Genomic DNA, 25,274 nt, shown 5'->3' on the forward strand with positions numbered 1-25,274 from the left:
CATTTTCCGTTCGCTAAAACATGATTCGTAATCCCGAAGGCTTAAGAATTGGAAAAGAGGGCAACCGCCATTTCATTATATATGTAACATTTCACTCATAAAAAGAGGAAACCACAGGACATAAAAAAAGCCCGCAGAATATCTTTGAGCAATTAACCGAAGCTCACCGGGATTTATACAATCATGTTTTAGCACTGCAAATATGAGAATAATATTTGAAAGTGCCAAAAAAGTGTTTTTATTTTATTTATCAATCCTCTTTTATCGTATAAGTATCTCCCCTGAATTGCCTACTCGGACACCATGTCCGCCCATCATCCAATTTAAGAACGATCTTTCCGTTGACTTTACAGTAATTCTTTCCTCCCTTAAATTTGTACTTACTTTCAACCTCTGTAGCACGAATAGCCGACTCCATATATTTCTCATAAAGTTCCATCGTTACCTCATCACCACACTGCTCACATCTACCCTTACAAAAATCTAAGATATCACTCTCTGATATAAATTCAAAGTCAAAAACAATGGCTTTATTATTATTATAATAATTCTCTATGTAAAGTATAGTATCATCTTTTTCACCCTCTTCCAACGTCTCTAACGTTGAATCACTTAATACACAGATATTTGTCTCTGGATAAATTTCTACATCTCCCGCAGCTCCTAAATTACCGGTTATTTGCTTAAACAAATCTAAGTTTCCCTTAAATCCCGTACCATAATACAGTTCTTTAGATGCTATAATATTACGATCAGATTCAAAAGTAACATGATGTTTTAGATAATGATCATAAGTAAAAGACAAATCTTTTTTTACTTCCTTTTCAGCATGATACCCTTCCCAATTTCCCGATAAAATAGCATCTATATCCTGTTGAAACAACTTGCGGATATTAAATCCGTCATGTATCAACTTTTCTAATTTCTCCATTTTTGCAGGACCGGGATCTGTACCAATAAGTACATAATTCGTTCTCTTTGTTATCGACGTATCTATGTCAGCTCCCATTTTTTTTAATTGGTTTGCTAACTCTTTCCTATCTAAAAGGAATTCGCCCGTTATAACCACTTTACGGTCATAGAAAGGGTTATTAGGGTCTCCCTGAGACAAATCTTTCCTTAAAATATCCCCCTTCAATGTCTTTGAAGTTAACTTATCAAATTTCGGTTTGCGGTTCGTTATCTGTGAAAAATCTGGTTCTACACTATTTAAATAATTTAGATAAAACTTTGCACAACATTCAGCATCAAACAAAGCATCATGATGCCCATCTGGCGACATGCCAAATGCCTTACATAAATCATGTAACCCAACTCTATTATATAAATTACATGTACATCTAAATGGAAGAATACCCATAGATGAAATACCGTAATAGAATAAATTACGGTTTAATACATCTTCATCAAATTGCGCATTATGAGCCACAATTGTGGTATTTATAAAATAATCTTTTACTTCCTCCCAAATCTTATCAAAAGTAGGACTATGTTTTGTCTGTTCCGGTGTGATATGATGTACTACTATTGTATTGGCATCATACCTATTATGTGGAGGTTGAATCAACTTAACTATTCTCTTCACAATTACCCCATTCTCAACAATAACTATTCCTACTTGACAGGCCATCCTATCATTGGTTGCTGTTTCAAAGTCAACAGCTATAAAATTCATAGCATCCATGATTAACAAAATCAATTAAACCATTTAACAATATTGCGCAAAAATACAAAAAAAACATACATCGCTGTACTAAAAAATAGCCTAAACTATACAAGTCCAGAAAATAAATCGCATTTTTACTGAAAAGAAAACCATCAAAATCATGGAAAAGAAAAACTACAAAATAAGAACAGTTAATTTTATATCCTACATTGTAGCATGAATCAACGTAATAATAACTCCTATTTTATCTGTGTAAATACATTATTCTCGTAGTTACATTACCTATAAGTGCTTTCTTCACTAATGCTTACACTAAAACTTAAACCTTTTAAGCTTCTACGCAGTTCGTATAACTGGTAAATATTCTCTTCTTTACCCCGCATCTTAGAACCTAAAATAACCTCCGACAAATGCAAAGGAAAATCTTGTTTATGATCAATATATCTACAACTACTTTTCAAATTTTTCTCTATATAAGGCGTTAATATCCCATTATCCGCCCCCACAAACCAATTAGTCGGAGTATCCTCCATCGCTAACAGCCTATACTCCTGTTCATAAGAATAACTCTTTGATTTAAAGAAATTACCCCATTTATCTAAAGAGTTAAAAGTAAAATTGATATTCTTTTCTTTTAGTTTATTGATAAACAATTTAATTTTTGTAATTGGAGATTCTTTGTCATCATCAACATAACATACCGGATATAAAAATGGCACAGGTTGAGAATCTAAAGTTTTAAATACCAAACATACCCCTGCCGAATCATCACCATATAACCGCCACATATTTAAATCATCAATTAAAGTCGTAAAACTGGTTATATAGCGCCTATTAGCTTCATATAACGGTTCAACAGTATCAGCGTCATAAATAGAAATTGGCTTTTTACCATATAAATATTGATTAATAAAATTGAGTTCACTTCTATCATTCATTCCTATAATAGAATTCATTCTCATTTTTCCTGATAGAACAGTCTTAATAAAGGTATCAAAAGTCATATATTTAGCCAAAATCAATTCTTCATTCTTTTCCGTTTTGAAAAGTTCTCTCCAATAGTAATTCTCAACCCCTTCTTCATTCTCCCAATCAACTAAGAAGTAACTTTTAGTTCGCAAATCATATTCTATAATTGATACTGGAACCTTGATACCTAAAATAGAATAAGCAAGTTCACTAATACATTTTTTATCTTCATCAATTGTCTCAGGAAAAGTAAAACAATGCTTTATAATCTGAGATACTTCACTCAATTCTAACTTATTATGTTTATAAAATAAATGAATATAATTGAAGTTTTGAATATTCATACTATAAGGAGGATATTCACGAGGTTTAGCAATATATCGAAGTCTTATAGGCCCTTTAGATACATCTTCCATATGAAAATATGCATGCCCATTAATTATTACATCAAAATCCTTAATTTTATCATCATTTAGGACTTCTTTTATCTTATAAGCACCAGACATCCCCTGTAATGCACTTCTTATGCCAACAGTCAATTCTTCATATAAATTCAACGCCATCTTCACTACATTTTATTAACTATAATTATAACAACAAAAATAGAAAAAATCTGCGTGAAAACGCTCCAACAATCGCATATATTGCGCCCCCCTCCGCGTTAGCGGAAAAATTTTGCCGCTCCAAGTGGAAAAATTTTTCCCTATCTCAAAGAAAGCATGCCCTAAAGCATGCCTTCGTCCGAATAACTATAATACCCGTTATCAGTAAAAACAACATGATCCAATAACCTTATATTCATCACATTTGCCGCTTTTTTCATTTTTTCGGTCAATGTATTATCTTGCGTACTCGGTCTCGTATTCCCACTGGGATGATTATGAACCAATACAAGAGAAACAGCATTGCAAAGCAAAGCTTCTTTTAAGATCAACCGTATATCGACTGCCGTCATATCAATCCCACCAAACGAAACCCGTACTTTCTTTATAATGGTATTCGATTGATTCAACATGATCACCCAAAATTCCTCATTCTTTAAATCCTGCAAATACGGTTTCATCACCATATAAATATCATTGCTATTAAGAATTTTATCTTTTCTCTCCCGATAAGCAAATAATCTGTAAACTTCTATTGCCGCCATTACCAACTGTTTTTTTGCTGGTGTCAAATTCCTATATAATTCATGAAAGTCATTTGCTTCCGATACATCGTTATGGGTTAACCCCAATATGTCAAGAGCTTCAAAAGATTTCGTTCTATAATCGTTGTGTAATTCAAAATTTGTCATATTCGTATGATTTAAAGATTTATTGTTTTCGCTAAAAAAATACCTCCTAAAACACACGCTCCAAACGATTCGATCATACTTGCGAAACGTGCATAACTAAAGCCTTTTGTGATAATGTCATCAAACACAAAAACTTTTTTCCCTGCAAAAAATTCCTGATCAAAAGAGAGTATAGAATCCCTCTGTACCTGTTCTCCTTTTTCAATCTCATGTATTGCAATTCGATCGGTTTCAACAGTAATATGCCAAAAAGCATTTTGCATCCCTGTCGCCCTGCAAACAAGCTCCGAGAAATGGTTATACCGAATACGGTTCTTTTGTTCACTGGATGCAGGTACACAGGCAAATACCATCTCCTTAGCCGCGTTTCCGTACCTCTTTAAAATCTGAGTGGCAACAATATTTGCCGCACCGTTACAAGCCCATTCCTGCCCGTCTTTGAATGCCCAAATAAAATTTCTTACTTTCCATTGTTCCGCATTAGCCTTGTATCGTGTCGGCAGATAGTTAAAAGCGGTGAACATGAATTTTCTAAACTGTCGGTTAATTGCTTCCATTATTATTCTTGAGTTTTGAAGCTTTCGGATGTGAGCCTTTTTTTATAATTTGTTCCGGTTCTCTCCTTTGAGCTTTTTTTTTCCGTCGCTCATCGCTACGGTATGTTTCGCCTTTTTATGCAGCATCAGAAGGTTGTTTAGAATGGCAGAAGCAAGTTTTTCAGACGAAATACTACCCGTAGGTGTGGAGATTTTAAAGGGAACCGGAACGGCTTGAACTTGATACAGGCAAGCAAACAATTTACCTTCGCTGCCTAAAAAGACGAAACATACCGTAGTGATAAGTGAAATTTATTTTTTGGCGAAAAGGAGAGAACCGGAAGCAAAGCGCATACGCTTTACCTCTCTCCTATTTCTGACTGCATTCAGAAATAGGGTTGACCTGCGTGAACGCAACAAAAGAAAAGACTCTGTTCTCTTTTCGTTTTCCAGCCGATTTTAAATTCGCTTCAGAGAACCGAAGAAGCAGCAAAATCGGGCGGAAAACGAAAAGGTAAACGATTGTTAATAAAAAAGCAACGTTCCGAATATCAAAAAATTAAGTCCGTCAATTTCTTGATATTGACGGACTGTCACGAAGTGAACCCTAACGCGCCCTATCCCGTGCCGCACCCCGTTCCGCACCAAAAAAGGAAATATGAAACAGCGCCATCCCCGCCCGCCCACAGCAACGCGGTCCAACAGTGCGAAAAACAGTGCGAAACTCTTTAAAGTCTCGCATCAACAAAAGAATATGTATGCATCAGGATATCACCGTACTTCGTCCACACACGTTTGTCTACACAGTCACCGAAATGTGTGGCTTCTTCGGGAAGTACAGAATCATTACGCTCGCTGCGCTTGTCCTTCTCAAACCTGCCCTGTGTATTCGTACGTACACGAGTATTGTTCATTGAAATAAGTATGTATTTACATCTGGAAGCATTGAACCGCTTTAAGGGATAGCGTTCATCAGTCTCAGCACATATATACGACCATAGCAGGTATTTATCATGTTGCGGCGGCTCGATACCTCTATGTGTATGCTGGTTGACCTTCCAACCGTTCTTCTCCAACCGGGCAATGGCAATCTCATTGTACGTCTTTTTGCTGTTTGCCCGATGTGCGTCACCATACCGGTCACGATAGAACTCTACAACCTTGTAAGAATGGAAACGGTAATAATAGCAGAATTTATCAATCAATGCATTTATCTCCGTGTCATCTTCTTCGGCACGCTTGACGAAGAACTCATTGATCGTATTATCTACCATACGATCCGGATGCAGCATCTTTGTACTCCAGTCAAAGTGAGACGGTTGCGCCACCTCCATAAAAGAAGCGGAAGAACCCCAGTCACAGACAATCTCAAGCGATCGGTTCGGGTTACAGTCCGCATCCATGCGGCTGTCGGTAGCCGCCAACCGTTTCCAGTCAAATTCGGTGTTCTCGGCAAAATCACGGATAAACGAATCATTGGTTGCATTGTAATACCGGTGACGATCATCGAGGTTGTAATAACAGTGATCGATCTTATCAACCATGTAGTTCAGGATCTCGATCATGAATGTAAGCTTATCCATGATGTTGTACTGGTTGATAATATAGCTCATACCGACATTTGCGATATTATCGAAGATCGAAGCAAGAATAAACAAAGTACCGTCTTTGCTGACAAACGGGGTAATCGTGCGGCGTAGGCGAACTGTTTCATTCCAGATCTCTTTAAACAGTCCGACATCATTCGCGATCTTGGCATCGATAAGTTGCATTTGCAGTTTGACTATCTTATTCCAGACGTCAAACAGGTGTATGCCCCGTTCTTCTTCATAATACAGTGCCGGTTCAAGTAGCCATTTCTGTTCCGGAGTATAAGGCATTGAGGATAAGAACGTATTACCATGATGTTTAAGTAAAGGATTAAGTGATTTACGCCCGAACACATGTTCATTACCCCGATTGGTCGGAGCAACTTCTTGATCAAACTGCTCTTTGTCAAGCGTCAACGCTTCATCGGTAATATTGTAATCGGCGTTCGGTCCTCGCGAATTGCCGTCTTGTGTCAAAATATAGAGACAATGACCATTGCTGAACGTAATGCAATGTTCGAAACTCATGATATGTTCATGAGGGCGATACCACCCCTCAGGCGGTTGCCGGCAGACGATATAATCGCCTGTTTTGGTTTTGGTATCATAACGCTTGTACCCAAGCATCTCAAGCATTTTAAACGTAGACGGAAGAGTCTTGGTTAACGCCTGCCCGTATGTAGCCTGGGCCAACGTAGTCACCCCACGCGGCATGAGACGTACATTCTCATCCACCTCGGCACCGCAAATAAATGATTTACCTGTACCACGACTGTAAATCGCATATTTGTTTTTAGCCGGTTGTAACCAAAAGGCGAGCTGTGCCGGATTAACGCTAATCTCTTCTTCCCATACGTTTGATTCCATCAGAAGCGGGGAAGGATGATATAATTATTACCTGCACCCGTAGCAGCCTTGAAATCATTGGTGTGGCCAACTTGCCGGCAAAGCTCTTCCGCCTGTGAGGGAGTGAACTTTTTCGACACTTGTACAACGACATTTTTGGCGGTAACACTTATCATGTCGATACCGCGATAATCCATCAAAAATTTGACTAAACGTTTATTAGTGAGTCTGTTCATTTGCAATAAATTTATGAGTTCATTATTTCTTCTACCTGTGTATCATTGACCGGCTGATAAAACGTATCAATCACTGCCTGCCGGTCCTGCTGTGACAATCCGCGCAATGAATCAAGGCTGATATTCACCCTCTCACCGGTACCGTTATTGACCTGAATATAGAATACATTCTTCTCCATGCGCTTCGGATCATCCAAAGCAACCGGCTTCTCTCCGATCAAGATAGCCAATGTTTTTTTGGCATTATTCCAATTCTTCAGGTCACCCTTAAGCTTACATTCGCGTATCAACTCAAGCTGATCCTTAATCTGCCATGCGTGCCAGAAATCCCAGTCGAAAGTATGATTGGTTTTAAATAGTTCTCGCGCCAAACGCAAGTCTTTGCGCACCTGTGTAGTGCTGATCCGATATTTAGCCAACATGATATTGATTATATGACTGTCATTCGGATAATCATCCAACAGGCGTGCGACCTGAAGTACCCGGTTGAACTGTTCGCGAAGCTCATCCGGAAGAGGTGAGTTCTCCGGATCAATAATATGTGCCTGAATTAATTCATAGCGCTGCTCGGCCAATGATGGAACACCCTTTTTATTCATACTTCAAATGGTTTTGTACATCATTCAGGAATTTAAGAAGCTCGGACTGAGCCGGATTGCTACCATTTTGAGCCGTCTTTATTATCGCTTCTCTGGTCTCAACCGTTTGTCTCAGATAACCTTTGTAATACGCATTTCTCGCATCGGTACCCGAAGTACGTATCTCATGTAAGAAATCGATCTCATCCACACCGATATTGATAGCGACAAGTTCCGGAACAATCAGCCGGTATGCCAAATCTTCAATGCTTTTAAGTTGTTCCGTTGTCAAATTCATCAGTCAAAATTTTATGATCAAATTGAAAAACCGTCTCCTCAGTATGTATAATACCGCGCTCCAATTTAGGGTTGTGCGTGGCGTTCTGGCTACCCACAACAGACAACCGGTATTCTTGATTCCAGATCAAAGCAACTTTGGCATGCAGCGCACAACACCGATAGCAGTCAGAGAATGCGGTTACCAGATAATCGAACGGTTTAGGCGATATCGTTCTCACACGATTATCAATCAAAAACTTTATCGAAAGAATATCGTCACGCTCTTTATACCGCAAAAGAGTCGCAAGACTCTCTTCGGAAATAGAATAACTTGAGATAAAGACATGTGCCGGCCCGGTCTGTCTGAGCAGATAAAGTACTAACTGAATAAGGTTAAAAGCACCTTTTGAATAAAAGTGCTTGTTTTTACCGACCTCAATCGGTCCTAACCCGACCGGCTTCAGCAACACATTCGTCAGAATATCCGCCGCATAATGTTGATCGACCTCCAAGCGGCTGACCCCTCTAACCGATTCAGCCGCTTTCTCATCTTTTTTTATCTCACTACATTCTACAAGCATCAGCCTAAAGCAGCAATAGCATATTCAATCTTCTCCAATTCTTTGGCAAGATTGGCTATCTTGGTTTCGTATTTGACCCTTTTGGGGCATTCCGGCATCGGATTCGGTTGATCTGCCTTTTTCTCCTGTTGAAAATCCAGCATATTCCTTGCCCGTCCGATTTTCGTTGCAACCGATTTCCGTATCTTTTGCAACTCTTCTTTTGACTGTGAAGAATAATCAACCCCGCTCTCTTCTTTGCCGGTGTCCGCATCTTCACCGGCAGATTGCTGCAAATCCTCTGCCGCAGGTATCTCCCCCTTTTCGGTATATGCTTCATATTTAGGATACAGAAACTCCATTTCATCGGAAAGGGCAGCAATCTGATCAGAAAGTTCCTTGCGTGCCGCAACTGTCTCCGCATCATTATCCTCCGGCATTTCAGCCATCTTTTTATGCAGGATATCCCTTTGCTTATACGCATCCGCATAACGGCGGATCAGTTGTTCAACCGTCTCTGGATACTGCCGTTCATTTTTATCGAGCGCTTTGCACACATCGACTAAAGACAAAGCATCCATATCCGAATGCCCCTCCTGCCGTTCTAAATCCAAACCGGAAGATACACCCAACTCCGGAGCATCATCGGTAAACTCCTGCTCCGACATCGCCCAAGCATTGATCAACTCATTAATAAGGAACTTCAAGCGTTTCTTCGCTTCAGGACCATTCACACCGTGCCGCTTCAGCTTAGTAACAACACCCGGTTTAAAGCGCGATTCCTCAAGCAAAAGGATACCTGCACTGAAATCACGGTCTGAATTAAGCCAGTCAATTGCACGCTGGCGAAATTGAATAAATCTATTAGACATAACTTTAAAATTTAAACTACACAAAAATAGTGCGGTAAAAGGTGCGGAAATCGGACACAACAAAAGGAGCCCGTTACATCACGCAACAGACTCCTGAAAACAAACAGAATAAAAACAACAGAAAATCACTCAGCCACCTGCAATATCTTCTCCACATCGCCCGTATACATCAATTTACGAGGACAGGAGTAATCAAATTTGAGAGGGGTTTTATTCAAATCAGTACCGACTTTTCCGGTCGTGCTGGCATCTGCCGCAACTTTTCTCGCAGCGTTCAGCTTGTCACCCATCAGATAGCGGTTACCGTTTTTATCGGTAACAATCAGGAACAGGCGACGGCCGCGCGTTGCGTTCTCAAAACCAAAGATCACCTGTGACATCTTTGCACGTGTGATCGCAAGTTCATACTTGCAAGACTCTCCGCCAGTCTCGCCCTGATCCGAAATCGTCAGTTCTCCGGAGTCATCGGTAAATACCAACTGGTACGCCCGACACCCCGCTTTCATCACAAGGTCACCATCCCAAGCACCGGCATCAGCAAACGACATCGTAGCAGCTTCACCGGAAGGTGCCGGTAAATCCGGCCATGAAGCGACATCCTCCCAATACCCATATACCAAGCTCTGAACAACACCGGCTAAATTATCAAGGTCGGCACATGATACGGCTTCATCGATATCAGCTAATTCAATACATTTTTTTGCCATAGCAGTCAATTATTTAATTAATACTACTGTTACTCAGAATCATCCGACTCGGATTCAACAGGTGTAACAGGTTGATCATTAATGCATAGTTCAGATTTGTCAAGAGTGACAAACTGAAATCCAAGAACATATTTACCGGCAGCATTATAATGATAAGGGTTACCGGAATTAAACGGGATTAAACGGCGGAAGTCCTCTTCTTTATCATAACCGTAACAACAGTTCTCTTTTGTTGTCAAGAGTACAAAGTGAGAGCCGTCCGGCATACCGGTCAGGCGCACAATCTCAACTTTTTTGTTAGTACCGCGCAAAAATTGCTGATCAGTCGTTTCAGATAAATTCCCGTTACCGTCAACAACAAGTACTCCCTGATCTTCTAACCAATCATCGTACATATCCCCCAAATCCGGAGATATGAAGAGCTTTGCCTTCTTCTTGCGGAAAGTATTGGCTCTTGAACGATACATCTCCAAAAGTTTCGTACCGATATCCGCACGCGAGAAAGCACCGGTCTTGTACATATTACCCTTTTCTTCAGAGATATTACCGGCTGTCTTTTCGTCTTCAAGGATAGTGAAAGGACCGTTAAACGAAGTAGACAGGTCTGTTTTCTCTGCATCCGAATCATACTTGGCAATCAATATCACATCGTGAAGCTCTTTAGAAGCACATTTGATTCCATAGTTGTTCAACCAGATTTCAAACGGATGTTCTTTAGGGTACAGGCCGCCTTTCACCTCTGTGATATAAGTTCTGCGATAGCGTTCCGGTTCATCATCCATCTCCATGACGCACGGATAGACAGTAAGGGTACGAGGTACGATTTTGCCGTTCAATACCTGGCCGACAAACTGACCAGTGTACTTGTGAGAGATTTTGCCGAGCGTTGTACGGCCTAACGTGATCGAGTCCTTGATACCCGGAATCGGAGTAAAATGTTTAAGGATATCGCCCGCTTCTTCAGCATCAAGCGTAACAAGCAAATCCTTGTGTTTTTTGACCGCACCAATGACGGCCTGAATGTCAATAGGGGTTGTTAAATCCATATTCTATAAAAAATTAAAGGGTTAATCTTCGTCCTCAGAAAAGAAGCGGTTCACCGGATCTTTCTTACTATCTTCATAGTTTTTATCTTCCGGTTTGTCTTTCGGAATAGAATTTCCTGCCGGTACACCGGTGGGAAGCAAATTCACGAGCGCCTTCACTGCATGAATCTTGTTTGTCAGCCCGTCAATAGCCTGAACGTTCGGTGAAATGGAATCAAGAGCCGCAATCGCATTATCGACCGAAGTCTTATCCGTCACACCTTGATTCAAAGCATCGCAGATCTTCTGCATCTGTTCGACAGTAAGTTCGATCTTACCGTCATTTTCTGTCAATCCTTCAACAGCCAAAAGGATATTGACAGCAACGAAAGTTTTGTTCATTGTCTGATTTTTATTAGAGTTAATATTAGCTTGATATTCTACATGCAGTTCTTCTTTTTTAGAAGATATCAAGGAGGTCAACGAATCTATGATTTTTTTTAAGTAGGAATCGTTTGGACCATCTTTAGGCAGTTCATATTCCGGAAAAATAGGAACAGGTAGATTCAATGCTGCACAATTCTCGATCATCAGGCTCCGGAAGTCGTTACTCACTTTGTTGATACCGGGAATAACATGATCGACGAATCCCCAGCTCAAACACTCATCGGCCGGAATCCAGCGTTCCTCTTTCATCAAGTCAAATACGTCTTTGATCGTCTTGCCCTTTGCAGCACATTTATCCGCATATTTTTTGGCAATAATCAGATCAATCGCATCCTGTGATTTCTTCTCATTTTGTAACTGCTTTATTGTAGATTCGATCTGATCGGCATTCATACTCCCATAGATATCGACGGGAATAGACGACTTATGGCACAACCATAAACTGTCCTCATGCATTTCTATCGATACAGCGCCAAATGCCATCCAAGTGACGGCTGAAGCACAAAATCCAATAAATTCGACAGTAACATTGCCATGCTCTTCAAAGAGCTTAGAAATTGCAATCGCTTCATTGACAGAACCGCCCCATGAATTGATCTTGCAACGCACCTTTTTACCTTTATTCTTATTCAAGTGCCATTTGATATTTGTACGCTGCCATCCATAATGGTCGATCATGCCATTTACTTCTAAAACAGATTCTTCCATACACTATGATTTTAAATTGTAGTGCGAAAGTAGGTGCAAAAAAAAGCCGTGCTAAGGACACTTAACACGGCAAAAGCATTAAAAACAGGTGATTTAGAGTACGGATATGTCTTTATTGTCAATAAGAACAGAAGGTTCGGCTTCAATCCCAACAAATTTAAACAGGTTACCGTTCACCTCCGTCTCGGTACCGGTGGTTCTCTCGGATAAGAAATGCAACGGTACCTCTATACTACCGGCAAGTACGATATCCCCATTCTTGTCCTGAAAGAGAACGAACCATTCACCGCGCTCAAGCGTACGAACGATCTTCTCGTTAAGCTTATAACGTTTAGGTATAAGCCCGGCAATCTCGACAGTCCAAAGCTCACCGCCATCCTCCTGGCTTTGAGTCTCGTTGAAAGTGAAAGAACTGTCGGCATAAACCGGTATGGCAATGATGTCCGCCCTTTGTTTCACCTCAAGATATTGCATCTCGTTTATATAATCCTTACGCAAACGAAGAAAAGAGGTCATAGGGATAGCATAAATACGTGTTATCCCTCCCACATTGTCAAAGTCAAATTGAATTGTTTTCATATGTTTCTTTGCCTGACTGTGAAATTGTCCCATTTTTGAACAATTGCACAATAACTATTTTATTAATTTTTTCGTCGATCCCTGTCTTAAGGGCATTTTTATCAATAGTGGTATCCCGATTCCAGATTCGGCGAATGGAATCGGACGGCCATGTCGATTCATCGAAATGGAATATCTCATAAAATTGTTGGATACAAACACTCAGATTAGGTTTCACCATATACGCTACCGACAAATACGTCAGCAGGATCGTACGGCAACGAATCTCCAGCGCATTCGCCAAAGCTGCTTCATCGGTCGGAGATAGAGACCACCCATGACAATAAAAGTCAGATTTCGTAATTTCAAGGGCAACCTTGCAATTACGGTATTTATAATTCCCGTTTTGGGATATCCTCTTATCATACCGGTTCGAAGGCTTAACCAGCCGGGAACGGAACAACACATCAAGCGATCTATCTTGAGATATGTTCACCAGCTCCGGCCATTCCGGATCATCAACCTTAAAATTGGTAATCAAATATTGCTTCACAAAAGGAGCAACCCATATCCAACACACAAATCTATCTTTTCTTTTCATATTTTGAAAAATACATGTATCAAGTATGTCATTTAGCCGTCCAACCGACCAACAGACCAACAAGAATATTGAAGTTACACATTATCAAGCACATAAGCAAATTTTAAGTATATAAATTAACGACCAACACGACCAACAAACGGGTAGTTTGTTGGTTTTAGAAATTAATGACTTGAAAATGAACAGAAAGAAGAAAAATGTAAAACCAACAAAAACCAACAACGTAACAGTATCATCCAACAGAAACCAACAATATAAAATACAATCTATCACTCTATATATTAGTATTTTATATAATATAAGTATTGAAAAATATGCCCTCTTGTTGGTCTGTTGGTCTGTTGGTCGATATTTTGCGTCATTTTTTTCAAAACTCTCTTCTATTCTCAGAGTCTTTTATCCGGGGGTATTCGGGGGATTGATCTATGAAACAAGAAACACCACCGGTACAACCAGTGGTGTTTCAGAAAGAATGTCTTATTTATCATTTCGTGATCGATGCAGAACCCTCCAGATTAAATTCTTGAAGCCGGCGTATCCGATCCTCCGCCGTTGCTTTGTCCGGGAAATAATTCCCGGCATCATAATTGCGGTCATCAAAGAATGTCCTGCAATCAGGATACCCCCGCGCACGCATGGCAATCAGTGGACCAACAACCGTATAATAATACTCTCCTTCCGGAGCCCTCTTGATCGGGCCTCTATATGCACGTAAACGGTTCCACGTCCGTTTACCCGCCCTAAAGCCGTATCCACATAAAAAACTACCGACCACAACTACTATAAACACTTTAATGAATATCATAAAAATACACTATTATTAATTACTATTCTAATACTATCGACTTTAAAGGAATGTCATATCTCCGCTTACGAAGGTTATGAGTCCCAACGAAACAATGCCCATATCCATCCCATCTTACCTTTCTGGCGCAAGGTATCAGTTTGCGCTCTCCGTTCACAACGATGTATCTCATCACTGTGATGGTACCCTGTACCTTACGAACCTCTCCGGAACGCTTTGTATAAAAAAAATGATCGTAAAATACACCGGCAGGTCTGGCGGCTTCCCAGATCGATGTTGGATACAATTGATTTCTATTCATAATTATCTTGTTTTGACCATTATATTCCTTTTTTCTATATATTTGCATAACATCTAATATATATGTCAAGTAAATATAAAATTATAAATGTTATTGTTTGGTTTATAGCAATCATAGTAATCATGCTGATTGCTCTTCTTATTATATCGGTAATTATACTTGGAGACCAATATGATATCCAATCATAAATACCTTTTTGCATTGTATTGAATTAATTCTCTTTGTACCAATCAGGCTTAGGAAATCGCCCCGAAAAGCATATTTTATCTACTTCTTCACTGTCAATATTAGTTGCTTCCGGCCATAAGTCCATTAATTCGTTGATATTTTCAACATAAGCTACTAAAATAAAATAACTGGCATTCTCACCTGTACACCAGTACGGATATTGAATAGGCCATTTCACCGGACGATAATCTCCGCAACATTCTTTTTTACTTACAAAAAATCTTGATCTAATCATTTTTATTCTTTTTTATTCTGTTTTGTAGGTGACCTAGCGAATCGCGACCCCACCTTATTCATTACTGTTCTTATTTAAGTATTGGTTTATCTAATGTGATATCAGGAGGTAAAGAACTAACTTCATTATCCATTCTACAATTCCATTCTTTCTCTACATTAGATATGGCTTCCATTATCTTACCAAAAAGGCGAGCTGGAATTTCATCGCAACAAGGATCTATAAAAGACACACGCCCTTTTTCATCTATTTTATACCGTATTAAAAGCTGCTTACGGTCATCTACTTTTTTCTTCCTACTCATAATTGATTTCATTTTGAAACTTATTCTTGTTTTGTTACTTTATATCCCTTTCCTCTGAGATACGTTGTTACATACTCATTATTCCCTATGTCTTTAAGGACATCAAAAAGATGGAATGATCGCCTGCAAATTATCAAAGACGGCATTGTGTACATCAAATTTTTTAATCATAATTTATTCTCCTATTTTTAAAATGGTAAATCTTGTTGTACGGGATCAGTAGGTTCTTCAGGACGTTCACTCCGCTCAAAGTCGATACCCATCATTTTCGACAGAATATCGTAATTGAGTACTACGGCCGATGTCTGTTTCTCACGAGGATCCATGACGCGCGTCATAGCCATGTTGTTAGTAGATTCACCGGTTGCCGGATTAACAGTCATACCACCCGCCGGAACCTCTTTAACCTCCATCCATTTAAAGCGGGTATTCGAAACCTGGCCGATTAATGCCGGGTGTGAATTCAGATTCACTTCTAATGTTGTTAGAGACAAAGGTTTATCACCGTTAGACATCGCAGCTGCGTACATTTTATGAACATTTGATAAGTTCATATAGAGTACGGCCGTATCCACCGGCTGCATGATCTTCTCAACCCCACCTTTGAGTTTCAACCGGCCCGGACGTTCAATCTTGAAATCACGACCGTATTTGATCGATCCCTTATCGATCAGATAATCAATCGTATTGAAGAACATAGCGAGTTTATCGGTCTTAACCAGCATATCCACCTGTTTGCGAATCTTGTCAACAGCCAACTGCAAAAATTCATCATAGGTAAAAGGAAGCTTCAACTCTGGAGCGTACAAAGTGAGCATTTTGCAGATTGCGAGGAACATCGACACCGTGTTGATCACACGTGTCTGGTCACCGCTACGACTTCCGGCAGCTTCAACTTTATTCTGCAACTCTTTGCTGCATTGTTTTTGTAAATCAGCAAAATTGCGTCTCACAATCGGACGTAAACGTAGAATATCAAACAACAGATAAGACAAGCCGGCTTTCTCCGCATCTTTCAGTTCTTGAAAGATACGTTGTGCATGATCTTCATTAATAGAATCATTTTTAGGAACTTCACACAATACGACACGATTGGATAATGCATTATCGTCTTTTTGCGGAGCTTCCTGACCTAAAATAACAGCCGGAGCATTGACCTTAGATGTCTCAATATCGTTACTGGTCGCAGCTTTACGCTTCTGCTTGCCTTCTCCATCATAGCACGTCTGTTTCAACCCTTGAAATTTCACATCTGAAATCATGTCGTCATTATATTCTTCAAAGATTTGCGGAACGTCACGAAACCGCTCAAGGATTGAGAAAAACGCTGCATCGGTACCGGAGTTGAGATTGAAAGACGGCGCTTCCGGCTTTATAAAAAGGCTTCTGATACTGATAGCAATCTGTGTTTTACCCGACATCGTAGGACCTATAAAGAATATAGCCGTAAAGTGCCGGTTGATAGGATGAATATCGCTGCGGAAAGCGCACATAATCGCGTACAGAAGTGCCCATTTGCCGTTGTCATTGATCTTATATACTTCATCCATCAACTCCGCCCACTTTTGAAATGTGATACGCTTGTTGGATGGAGTATCAGTATATACAAGCCAACGGTCCTGTTCATACTTATCGTTATCTTTACGGATACCGGCATTCACTTTACTAAAAGCAGGTGAATAAAAGATCTCATCATCATGTCTCATCAACCCCAACTCATCCGTATACTCAAATTTCCATTCTCCATCGGCTTGATGGAAAATACCATTTGAAAACAGGAAACAGTTTTCTTCTTGTTGGCCATACACTTTAATTTCTGTACACTTTGGAAACTTGTAAGATATGCAGTTCCATATCCGGGCATAATCCTTAGCGTCACCGCCTTCAAAGTTATATGCACCTTCGTTAATCAGCATCTCCTGTAAAGTAGTCAGCTTCACAAAAACAGAAGAGGGCCATTCGACATAAGTCGGTTTATTAACGTATAACCGATTGATCCGGATCACGCGCCGGTTCTCTTCTTTATTTTTGCTATACACATGAAAAAGAGGGTCAATATAAAAATCGGCAACACGTCGATAACTGTTATTTTCAACCTTAAACATGTACGATACAGGCACACCTTCTTTGTTCAACAGTGGATAAAAACCATATCGGCGAAGCATACGGGAATACTCTTCAGACTGTTCTACATAGTCCGGCAAACGATCCGTATCGACAGACATCAATTCATTATACACATCGCTCCGCTCACGCTCTATCCTCTGTTTACTCTTACGCTCATTGGAAAAAGGCTTGATCAACTCTTTCATAGAACTGATCTTTAAACCAAGCAATTCTGACCAGATTGGAAGATTTACAGTCTGAATAGCCTGCTTAGCATACGATATCATCTCGGCACACCGGGTAATATATTCATTCTGTACTTCCGGAGTCGGAGATGATTCATTGATCAGATCGCCATAATACTCGACATAATAATAGATAAAACCTTTGATTTTATCATTTGTAATAACATCAACGGTAATGCCGAATTTATATAACTCTTTCATCATCAAGCAATCCACATTCTCCTTCCTGTAACTACAATCCATATTCGGAGAATGAACAACGACACGCTCAGCCAACTGGGACAATTCTTGTATATCATTGACACCTGGAACACCGGAATAAAAGAGATACGGTTCTTTTTCACCGATCAACGTTTGAAAACGTGAGAAATCATTGACCAAATGGATTTCTTTATCTTCGGGATCAATAAATTCTTTAGCAAATTCCGCACCGATGAATCCCGGTTCAAACCGTGCCGGCTGTTCCGGCAAATGGGATTCATCAATAAGCTCTTGAAGCCTATCCAAATCATAGCCGGAATTTATCGCCAGTGTGCCCAAGAACGAATCCCGAATGATGGTTTCTTTCTCTTTGAGTATAATCGAAAGAATCTTTTTTGTTTTATCAAGACGCTGAAACTCGTCATCTTCTTTAGAAAAAAGAATCTTAGACATAAAGTCAACATAACTCTTCTCAGCCTTATTTAACCACTCCCCAAAATCTGTGCCTTTGATTTTTGCCATATCGTCCGGATCTTTACCGGATGGAAGCGTAATGCAACGTACCCTAAACTCATCAATTACAAATGACTCAAGATTCTTTTCAGCAGCAGCGATCCCAGCTGCATCACCGTCATATATAAACACAACATTACTCGTTATACCATGCAGTACCTTACGCTGTTTCGGTGTGAAAGCAGTACCGGAACCGGCAATCACGTTCCGGATACCGACCTGTGCCATCGACAGAACATCAAACTGTCCTTCGACAATATATACTTTGTCTGCTTTTTGAATCGCTGCCCGTGCCTGATACAATCCATAAAGATTCTCACCTTTAGTGAAAAGAATAGTTTCAGCAGTATTCTTGTATTTCGCAGATTGATCATTAACAGCGCGACCTGTAAAACCTACAACTTGACCAGTCTTATTGAAATAGGGAAAAAGAACACGTTGCCAAAACACATCTTTGAGCCGCTTCTTCTCTTCATTCCAATAAGAGACACCTGCCGCAATCAAATTATCCTGCTGATATCCTTTAGCGACCATTGCCCGGCTCAGCCCATCAAAGTCAAAAGCAAAACCTAACCCATAGAGGTCTATTATCTCCTGAGAAATTTTTCGTTCTGCCAGATAGGATTTGCCTTCCGGAGACGAATTTAGATTATCCCGAAAAAGATTATATGCTTCAGTGATTGCGATCATAGCAGAAGTGCGTGCGTCCTGCCGTTGCTGCTGTTCCGGAGACAATTCGATCACCGGCACCTCAATATTGTGTTTGCGGCCAAGTTCCCGTATCGCTTCCGGATACGACAAGCCATCATGCTGCATACGGTACCAAATCACGTTACCACCTTTGCCGCAGCTAAAGCACTTGCAGATTCCTTTTGACGGAGAGACAGTAAACGAAGGAGTTTTCTCAGAGTGAAACGGACATAAGCCTGTATAATTCACCCCTTTTTTATGAAGAGTGATATCCTCTGATATTTCAGTGACGATATCGACTTCATCAAGTATTCTATCTATTATTTCTTGAGGAATCTGATTCATAGTTTTTCGAATAAATCAAGCTGCCGGGAATCCATCAGCTTGAAAGTTTCTTCTACTGTAAAGTTAAGTTCTTTAGCAACCCTCATCATTTCGTCTTGTGTAGGCTGCACATATCCCCATGCCAATTCCGACCATCGTTTCTGGTTGATGCCCACCCGAACCAAAAAATCACGATTCGGATGGAACAATTCCGGGCGTCCGAATTTTATTTCAAGGAGATTGCGCATCATGGGATTTTTGAGACGCGGACGGAGAGGGATATCATGTCTGTAACAATAGAGATATACGGCATCCTCTGTTTTGCATAGCATATCTGCTATATCTTTGAGAGGTGTCTTTTTCTCAAGCTCACTACGTAACGTAGCATCTTCAGCCGGACTCCAATTTGCCTTTTTAACCATATCAATTTATTCGTCTTGTTATCCGTTCTGTACGAACTCTCCTGACTCTACGCGAGTAAACATCACTATCATAGTCAGCAGACATTGAGAAAAAATATACGCAAAGAAATAGAACAGCGACGATCTGTCTGGCCGGTTCGCACATAGATAGCGGAATATCAAACCTACGGCAAAAGACAAACTTCGAAAGCTCTGTCGCTTTTTGAATGCCCGCCTTTTCATAGATTCGCTTTAAAGTACTTTTTATCGTATTCTCCGGCTTCTTGAGCAGATCAGCAGTCTCTTTTATCGAGTAACCGAACCCGATAAATTCGGCTATCTCTTCCTGACATTTACCCAGTTTGACATTTAAGTTCATACCTATCTTATCTCACTAATGATCCAAATATCCTCTTCTTGAACGCCATATTTCAAGAAAATCTGATTGACCCCATCGTATACATGCTGGGGAATATCCCGGAAAGAATGCTTCTTGCGACTAAAATCAGATTTAGTCGTACAGCCTAAAAAATCATATAGCTCTGCTTTAGCCTTACGAATATCTTCTAAGGTCATCTTATCAAAGCCTTTAGCAAAAGAATAGCGAAAATGTGGTATTGGCATCGTTGCTTAATTTTGTTATCTTTGTTTCGTTATTAGTTAATCACTTTGCAAACATAGGTAATATTTCACCAATTACAAAAATATATCGGTAAAATATCACCAACATTTGAACTTTTTTATGATAAAAGAGCGAATACACCTTCTTATAAAGGAGCTAAACATGAGTGCCAGAGCTTTCTGCAGGTCCATAGGAAAGTCTGAATCATGGGCACGAACAATACGAGAGACAATCGGAGCTGATGTGATTGGTAATATATCACGCAAATACCCACAGGTCAATATATACTGGCTTATATCTGGTGAAGGGGAAATGTTCGTTCAAAATGAGATAAATAAGGTTGCCGAGAATGCAGCCCCGTATTCTCTTAACAATAATTATAAGGAGCTGTACGAAGAAGTTAGGAAAGACAATAGAGACTTAAGGGAAGAGAATAAAAAACTACGAGAAGAGCTGCTTGAACAAATGAATAAAAACCAAAAATTAATAATAGAGAACTCTCAACTTAAAGCAAAATCCGTTTAAGAAAACAGTTAAATAATGTCTATAAAGTGCTATTACATAACACTTTAATTATATCCTGTACCGGGACAAAATTGGGACAAAATAACAAAAAAGTAATGAATATACAACGTAACACGCAACTGATAATCAACGACTTACAATATAGACAAATCCGTCATCGAGTCGGATCTCCGCAACTTACAGAAAGAGAAGCAATTGCTTCTCTTTTTTTATATCCGAGAATCACTATCCAGTTCTATCCCGGAAGCGATATAAAGATGAGGCTGGTCCGGAAAAACGGATCAGCCTCATCTTTTCAGAAAATAAATACAATGTTATCCTAATTACTCCTGAAGCAAGACACGGGCTTCAGTTTTTAAAGTGACTCTCAATTCTGCATCTTTATTCCGGGGAATCCAAAACATCTGACGACACTCTCCCCGGGGAAGTTCACACCGATGTTTATAGTCGCCGCTCAAGTATTCCGTATCAATATCACTCTTCTCTACTCTCCAATTTTTCATCCCATTCAGATTAATGTGCAGATCCCGGATTGTACTCCGGTATACATCGAAGGATCCTGAAAAGACCTCCGTATTCAATGCACGAAATCTACAGGAATCAACTAAAAATGACTGAAACATGGTCCGGACAGAAAGGCTGTCCAATGTTAAATTGGAGAGGGCAACACCCAATCCGCCCACATGATTGTAAATGAGGTTCAAGGTTGAATCTGCTTCCAGATTAAATTTCAATCCACGGGTGGGCAATTCATATTCGCCCTTTTTATCTGAGAACAGTTTTTCATCGTAACGGAAAGAGACGAACAAGGTGTCCTTTTCACGTTCAACCGTAAAGTATTTGGAAGCTCCTTTGGGATAAGAGAACGTCTTAGTCTCCCCCTGTCCAGGTTTTACCCACAATCTGCCCAACAATGGGATGTACACATTCTCCTTATCGAGTCTAAACTTTACGGTGTGAATGCCTGTCGCATCCATCGACACGGATTCCGGGAAGAGTTCTTTGTCCTCCTTTGGCTTGTTGCCGGCTACTGAGGCATAAAAGACAAAGGCTAATAATACCAGCAGTCCCAATACTAATATTCCTATAAGTATATAAGTTGTACGTTTCATAAATCAGATTTTGTTTTTAGTGTTGTTGTTTACTGTACTCCCGGTACATTTCTGCTATCTCATCTGCCGAAATGCCAAGTGTATAAAGTTGTTTGAAGAAATAATCCAGCTCCTCTTTCAAAAATGTCTTTCGCCGAAGAGAGAGAATCTTCTTCTTTGCACCTACAGAGACAAAATAGCCAATACCACGTTTATTGTAAATCACCTCCTGTGACTGGAGATAATCAAATGAACGCATGGCCGTATTGGCATTTACCTCCACAATAGCCGCATATTCTCTGACGGAAGGAATACGTTCCTCCTCTTTGTACTGTCCGAGAAGTATCTCGTCACAGATTCTATCTGCTATCTGTAGATAAATTGCTTTAGCTTCTTTAAAATTCATAAGTCAGGAGTTTGTTACATTCTATTAATAATTTCAGCCTCTTTAAAACGGAAATAGGCAAGTATCCAGTTCATCAGTGTAAAGAAGACTATTATAGCTGATAATATAAAATACTCTGTACGTTCCGTTTTATAAATACCAGAGTAATCGCCATTCTTTTCAAGAACCAGATTAGCCACTCCCATAGTGACTGATACATAGAAAATCGTTATTATCACTCCGGCTACAAAGGTTTTTAAGAAAGCATTCTTGGGCCAGATAGAACTACCCAGCACAAAACAAGACTGGAAAAAGAAATATCCTCCAATAATCAACATAAAATCTTTCAACGTACGGGTCAATGTATAATAGGGAACGTTTCCTCCGACACAATGTGACAACGGAACCGGTGCAATAGTATCTATATCCGGATATTTCAGTGTATAAACCAATACTCTGGTATAATCGGCCAATTTATAAGCTATAAGAAAAACAATTAAAAAAACAACAGTAGAAACCAGCCAACGTGAAATATACTTTTCAAAAGGAGTGGCAGGAGTCATTAATACAGAAAGGCGGCTTGTCTTTGTTTTCATCTTTTCCATGGTAAAGGAAGCGCTCAGGCAGCCAAACGTCCAAAGTCCCCACATCAGAAGAGGCAAAAGAAATCTCCAGGCAGGATCAGTGTCTCCATAGCCTCCACCCCGATACTGAAAGTAACCGTTCCAAATCATAATAAGCGCCATCACTCCGTACATCAACACAATACGAAGCACATTTGATCTCCAATTCTCTACCATATCTTTACGGCAAAGATTCATAAAGCGGGGCATACTGAAAAAAGTATCTTTTATCATAACTCATTTGTTTTTGTATGAAACAATTTTGCAATTTCCTGTGGCACAGATAAAGTAGCATTAAAAAGTAACTCGAGATTTATATCAGACTCTTCTCCCTCTGTGTTAGGCAATATCATCACATTGCCCTGTATGGAGGGTGAAGCAAATAGGGCCATTTCTGCCAACTCGCGATTATCGCTCTCCAGAAATAACAATTTCTCGCAGATGTTTGCCGTAGACTCATCAAGCAATACACGGCTATTATCCATAATCAAAACATGATCGAGAATTTTATCAATGTCGCGTACCTGATGTGTGGAAATAATAATTGTTTTATCATCCGTCATACCTGAAGCTATAAATTTACGGAACTGGCTCTTCCCCGGAATATCGAGTCCATTGGTCGGTTCATCCATCAGCAATAAAGAGGTATTTGTAGCAAGAGCAAAGCTCATGAACACTTTCTTTTTCTGCCCCATAGAAAGAGCCCCCAGATTGATATCCATGTCCATGTCAAAGTAATGAAGGTATTTCACCATGTCCTCCTTACTGAAACGAGGGTAAAACGGACTGTTCAGTTCAACATAACTAACCAAAGAGACTGCCGGCAATTCAAACTCTTCGGGAACAAGAAACATATCTTGTAAAGTCACCGGCAGACGGCGGCGAACGTCTGTATCATGATATAAAACCCGTCCGCTTTTAGGAGTAAGCAGACCAGTCATCAAATAGAGAAGTGTGGATTTACCCGCACCATTTTTACCAAGCAATCCGTAAACTCTCCCCTGCTTCAGCGAAAGGGAGAAGTCGTGCAACACGGCACGCTTTGACTTACGGTAAATGAATGAAAGATGTTCTACTGCAATCATACCTTTTGTCTTTTAATATAATGTATAAGTGTATTAGTATAATAGTACACTGCAAAAATAGGTATTCTTTTTAATATTGCAATAGATAGAGAGAAAAAAATTAAAATATAATACCCGATTAAACATAAGCAAAACTCACCACAAAGTAACGAATATTATGATCCTATCTTTTCGATGGAGGAAGTATCCATAGACGGCATCGTTACCGTTGCCCGGTGTTGTACTTTGTCTTTCTCAGAAAGGAACATTCCTTTCCCCGGTGAGCAGCCTTGTTTTACATGTACATGTAAAGCAGCATGAGATGCACATGTCGTGCTGTCCCACATGCACATGTCGTACCGCTTTACATGTACATCTAAAACAAAGTTACACGCCGAGGCTTTATACGTTACTCTACGAGAGGGGGCTTTATCAATACCGGAGAAAGAGACGGATGGCAATGACAAACATCATTAAGCTCAAAAACAGAATCTATTTACGATTAGACGATGTACGATGTACGATTGAAGTTACTCTTTTAAAAGCTTGTTTCAGCGCTGTCAGAAACGGAGTAATCCCAATCGTACATCGTAAATCGTCTAATCGTAAATAGATCCATATCTGTATGGAAAGGAATAAAACTTAAACAGGTTCTTACTGGTGGATACAAGTAATGGCTATTCCCGAATCATCTTGCTTTTTACCTACTATTTTTATAAAGCAGAAAAGAACAGGCAGCTGCTGTAAATACACTATAATCCAATGGAGCTTTCAGACTTGAGAAGAGCACCATTGAGAAAGCAAAAATCAATAACAGAATCCCACTGCAAAGGGCTACATAACGTTTTTGAAAACCGATTATTAACAATACTCCAAGAATCACTTCTATTACCGTCACCAGCCAAGCTAATGATGGCAAAAATAACTTCGGAATCCATGGAACTAAAACTCCTGTGTAAGCGATAAAGCTTTCCATATTACCCCAGGTCACATTTTCGCTTCCTAATAAAGGAGTCCACAAACCAATACGATCTGCAACAGCGGACAGGAAACTCATAGCAATAGCTATGCGTGCGAATAAAGAGAAATAGTCTATTTTATTAACCATATCAAATTGAGTTATAACGATATGAATTTATT

29 protein-coding genes are annotated in these 25,274 nt (G+C 39.8%); 1 reads left to right on the forward strand and 28 read right to left on the reverse strand.

The genetic code is table 11. From position 1 onward, the window contains the following. Positions 1-250 precede the first annotated feature (250 nt). The 23 genes from QX565_RS11600 to QX565_RS11710 form a co-directional block, all read right to left on the reverse strand. Entirely contained in the window at positions 251-1,675 is a 1,425-nt protein-coding gene (locus QX565_RS11600; protein ID WP_289292818.1) for an exonuclease domain-containing protein, read from the reverse strand. 269 nt (positions 1,676-1,944) lie between these two features. After that, complete coding sequence (locus tag QX565_RS11605) at positions 1,945-3,198, reverse strand: DUF2971 domain-containing protein (protein WP_289292819.1); 1,254 nt, start codon at positions 3,196-3,198, stop codon at positions 1,945-1,947. Positions 3,199-3,359: 161 nt separating this feature from the next. Further along, positions 3,360-3,929, reverse strand: a complete 570-nt coding sequence (locus QX565_RS11610; protein WP_289292820.1) for a JAB domain-containing protein — start codon at positions 3,927-3,929, stop codon at positions 3,360-3,362. Between the two features lie 11 nt (positions 3,930-3,940). Next, positions 3,941-4,486: a phosphoribosyltransferase gene (locus QX565_RS11615; RefSeq protein ID WP_289292821.1), complete on the reverse strand. Its 546-nt coding sequence runs from the start codon at positions 4,484-4,486 to the stop codon at positions 3,941-3,943. Positions 4,487-5,193: 707 nt separating this feature from the next. Then, on the reverse strand, positions 5,194-6,921 hold the full coding sequence (locus QX565_RS11620; RefSeq protein WP_289292822.1) for a hypothetical protein: 1,728 nt from the start codon (positions 6,919-6,921) through the stop codon (positions 5,194-5,196). Continuing rightward, entirely contained in the window at positions 6,921-7,136 is a 216-nt protein-coding gene (locus QX565_RS11625) for a hypothetical protein (protein WP_289292823.1), read from the reverse strand. The genes QX565_RS11620 and QX565_RS11625 overlap by 1 nt, the downstream gene beginning before the upstream one ends. An 11-nt stretch (positions 7,137-7,147) precedes the next feature. Continuing rightward, positions 7,148-7,735, reverse strand: a complete 588-nt coding sequence (locus QX565_RS11630) for a hypothetical protein (RefSeq protein ID WP_289292824.1) — start codon at positions 7,733-7,735, stop codon at positions 7,148-7,150. After that, positions 7,728-8,012 carry a hypothetical protein gene (locus tag QX565_RS11635; RefSeq protein ID WP_289292825.1) on the reverse strand — a complete coding sequence of 95 codons (285 nt, stop codon included), beginning with the start codon at positions 8,010-8,012 and terminating at the stop codon, positions 7,728-7,730. The genes QX565_RS11630 and QX565_RS11635 overlap by 8 nt, the downstream gene beginning before the upstream one ends. After that, the gene (locus QX565_RS11640) at positions 7,987-8,574 is read right to left on the reverse strand and encodes a hypothetical protein (RefSeq protein WP_289292826.1); all 588 of its coding nucleotides are present in this window, start codon (positions 8,572-8,574) and stop codon (positions 7,987-7,989) included. Before QX565_RS11640 ends, QX565_RS11635 begins: the two co-directional genes overlap by 26 nt. Then, positions 8,574-9,425 (reverse strand): hypothetical protein, encoded by an 852-nt coding sequence (locus tag QX565_RS11645; protein ID WP_289292827.1) that lies wholly within the window; start codon positions 9,423-9,425, stop codon positions 8,574-8,576. Before QX565_RS11645 ends, QX565_RS11640 begins: the two co-directional genes overlap by 1 nt. Positions 9,426-9,550: 125 nt before the next feature. Continuing rightward, entirely contained in the window at positions 9,551-10,132 is a 582-nt protein-coding gene (locus QX565_RS11650; protein ID WP_289292851.1) for a hypothetical protein, read from the reverse strand. A 29-nt stretch (positions 10,133-10,161) separates the two neighbouring features. Beyond that, complete coding sequence (locus tag QX565_RS11655) at positions 10,162-11,178, reverse strand: hypothetical protein (RefSeq protein ID WP_289292828.1); 1,017 nt, start codon at positions 11,176-11,178, stop codon at positions 10,162-10,164. Positions 11,179-11,199: 21 nt separating this feature from the next. Beyond that, entirely contained in the window at positions 11,200-12,312 is a 1,113-nt protein-coding gene (locus QX565_RS11660) for an ATP-dependent Clp protease proteolytic subunit (protein WP_289292829.1), read from the reverse strand. A gap of 93 nt (positions 12,313-12,405) precedes the next feature. After that, positions 12,406-12,891 (reverse strand): hypothetical protein, encoded by a 486-nt coding sequence (locus QX565_RS11665; RefSeq protein WP_289292830.1) that lies wholly within the window; start codon positions 12,889-12,891, stop codon positions 12,406-12,408. Next, on the reverse strand, positions 12,872-13,471 hold the full coding sequence (locus QX565_RS11670; protein WP_289292831.1) for a hypothetical protein: 600 nt from the start codon (positions 13,469-13,471) through the stop codon (positions 12,872-12,874). Before QX565_RS11670 ends, QX565_RS11665 begins: the two co-directional genes overlap by 20 nt. A 484-nt stretch (positions 13,472-13,955) precedes the next feature. Further along, positions 13,956-14,276 (reverse strand): hypothetical protein, encoded by a 321-nt coding sequence (locus QX565_RS11675; protein WP_289292832.1) that lies wholly within the window; start codon positions 14,274-14,276, stop codon positions 13,956-13,958. A 22-nt stretch (positions 14,277-14,298) separates the two neighbouring features. Beyond that, entirely contained in the window at positions 14,299-14,577 is a 279-nt protein-coding gene (locus tag QX565_RS11680; RefSeq protein WP_289292833.1) for a hypothetical protein, read from the reverse strand. Positions 14,578-14,788: 211 nt separating this feature from the next. After that, positions 14,789-15,040, reverse strand: a complete 252-nt coding sequence (locus tag QX565_RS11685; RefSeq protein WP_289292834.1) for a hypothetical protein — start codon at positions 15,038-15,040, stop codon at positions 14,789-14,791. Between the two features lie 70 nt (positions 15,041-15,110). Then, a complete protein-coding gene (locus tag QX565_RS11690; RefSeq protein WP_289292835.1) occupies positions 15,111-15,344 on the reverse strand; it encodes a hypothetical protein in 234 nt (77 codons plus the stop codon). 188 nt (positions 15,345-15,532) lie between these two features. Then, positions 15,533-19,444, reverse strand: a complete 3,912-nt coding sequence (dnaG, locus tag QX565_RS11695; protein WP_289292836.1) for a DNA primase — start codon at positions 19,442-19,444, stop codon at positions 15,533-15,535. Next, positions 19,441-19,845 carry an XRE family transcriptional regulator gene (locus QX565_RS11700; RefSeq protein ID WP_289292837.1) on the reverse strand — a complete coding sequence of 135 codons (405 nt, stop codon included), beginning with the start codon at positions 19,843-19,845 and terminating at the stop codon, positions 19,441-19,443. Before QX565_RS11700 ends, dnaG begins: the two co-directional genes overlap by 4 nt. Position 19,846: 1 nt before the next feature. Further along, the gene (locus QX565_RS11705; RefSeq protein ID WP_289292838.1) at positions 19,847-20,203 is read right to left on the reverse strand and encodes a helix-turn-helix transcriptional regulator; all 357 of its coding nucleotides are present in this window, start codon (positions 20,201-20,203) and stop codon (positions 19,847-19,849) included. Between the two features lie 2 nt (positions 20,204-20,205). Beyond that, positions 20,206-20,448: a hypothetical protein gene (locus QX565_RS11710; protein ID WP_289292839.1), complete on the reverse strand. Its 243-nt coding sequence runs from the start codon at positions 20,446-20,448 to the stop codon at positions 20,206-20,208. A 160-nt stretch (positions 20,449-20,608) separates the two neighbouring features. On the opposite strand from QX565_RS11710, the gene QX565_RS11715 reads away from it, so the two are divergent. Next, entirely contained in the window at positions 20,609-20,971 is a 363-nt protein-coding gene (locus tag QX565_RS11715; protein WP_289292840.1) for a hypothetical protein, read from the forward strand. A 323-nt stretch (positions 20,972-21,294) separates the two neighbouring features. Here QX565_RS11715 and QX565_RS11720 read toward each other — a convergent pair whose 3' ends face one another. From QX565_RS11720 to QX565_RS11740, 5 genes are all read right to left on the reverse strand, one after another. Further along, entirely contained in the window at positions 21,295-22,083 is a 789-nt protein-coding gene (locus QX565_RS11720; RefSeq protein ID WP_289292841.1) for a hypothetical protein, read from the reverse strand. Between the two features lie 16 nt (positions 22,084-22,099). Then, complete coding sequence (locus QX565_RS11725) at positions 22,100-22,468, reverse strand: GntR family transcriptional regulator (protein ID WP_221650929.1); 369 nt, start codon at positions 22,466-22,468, stop codon at positions 22,100-22,102. Positions 22,469-22,482: 14 nt separating this feature from the next. Further along, positions 22,483-23,304, reverse strand: a complete 822-nt coding sequence (locus QX565_RS11730; protein ID WP_221650928.1) for a hypothetical protein — start codon at positions 23,302-23,304, stop codon at positions 22,483-22,485. Further along, positions 23,301-24,155: an ABC transporter ATP-binding protein gene (locus QX565_RS11735; RefSeq protein ID WP_221650927.1), complete on the reverse strand. Its 855-nt coding sequence runs from the start codon at positions 24,153-24,155 to the stop codon at positions 23,301-23,303. The genes QX565_RS11730 and QX565_RS11735 overlap by 4 nt, the downstream gene beginning before the upstream one ends. A 679-nt stretch (positions 24,156-24,834) precedes the next feature. Continuing rightward, entirely contained in the window at positions 24,835-25,242 is a 408-nt protein-coding gene (locus QX565_RS11740; protein ID WP_289292842.1) for a DoxX family protein, read from the reverse strand. Between the last annotated feature and the right edge of the window lie 32 nt (positions 25,243-25,274).

The organism is Bacteroides sp. 41_26, from assembly GCF_949740115.1.
GTDB lineage: Bacteria > Bacteroidota > Bacteroidia > Bacteroidales > Bacteroidaceae > Bacteroides > Bacteroides nordii.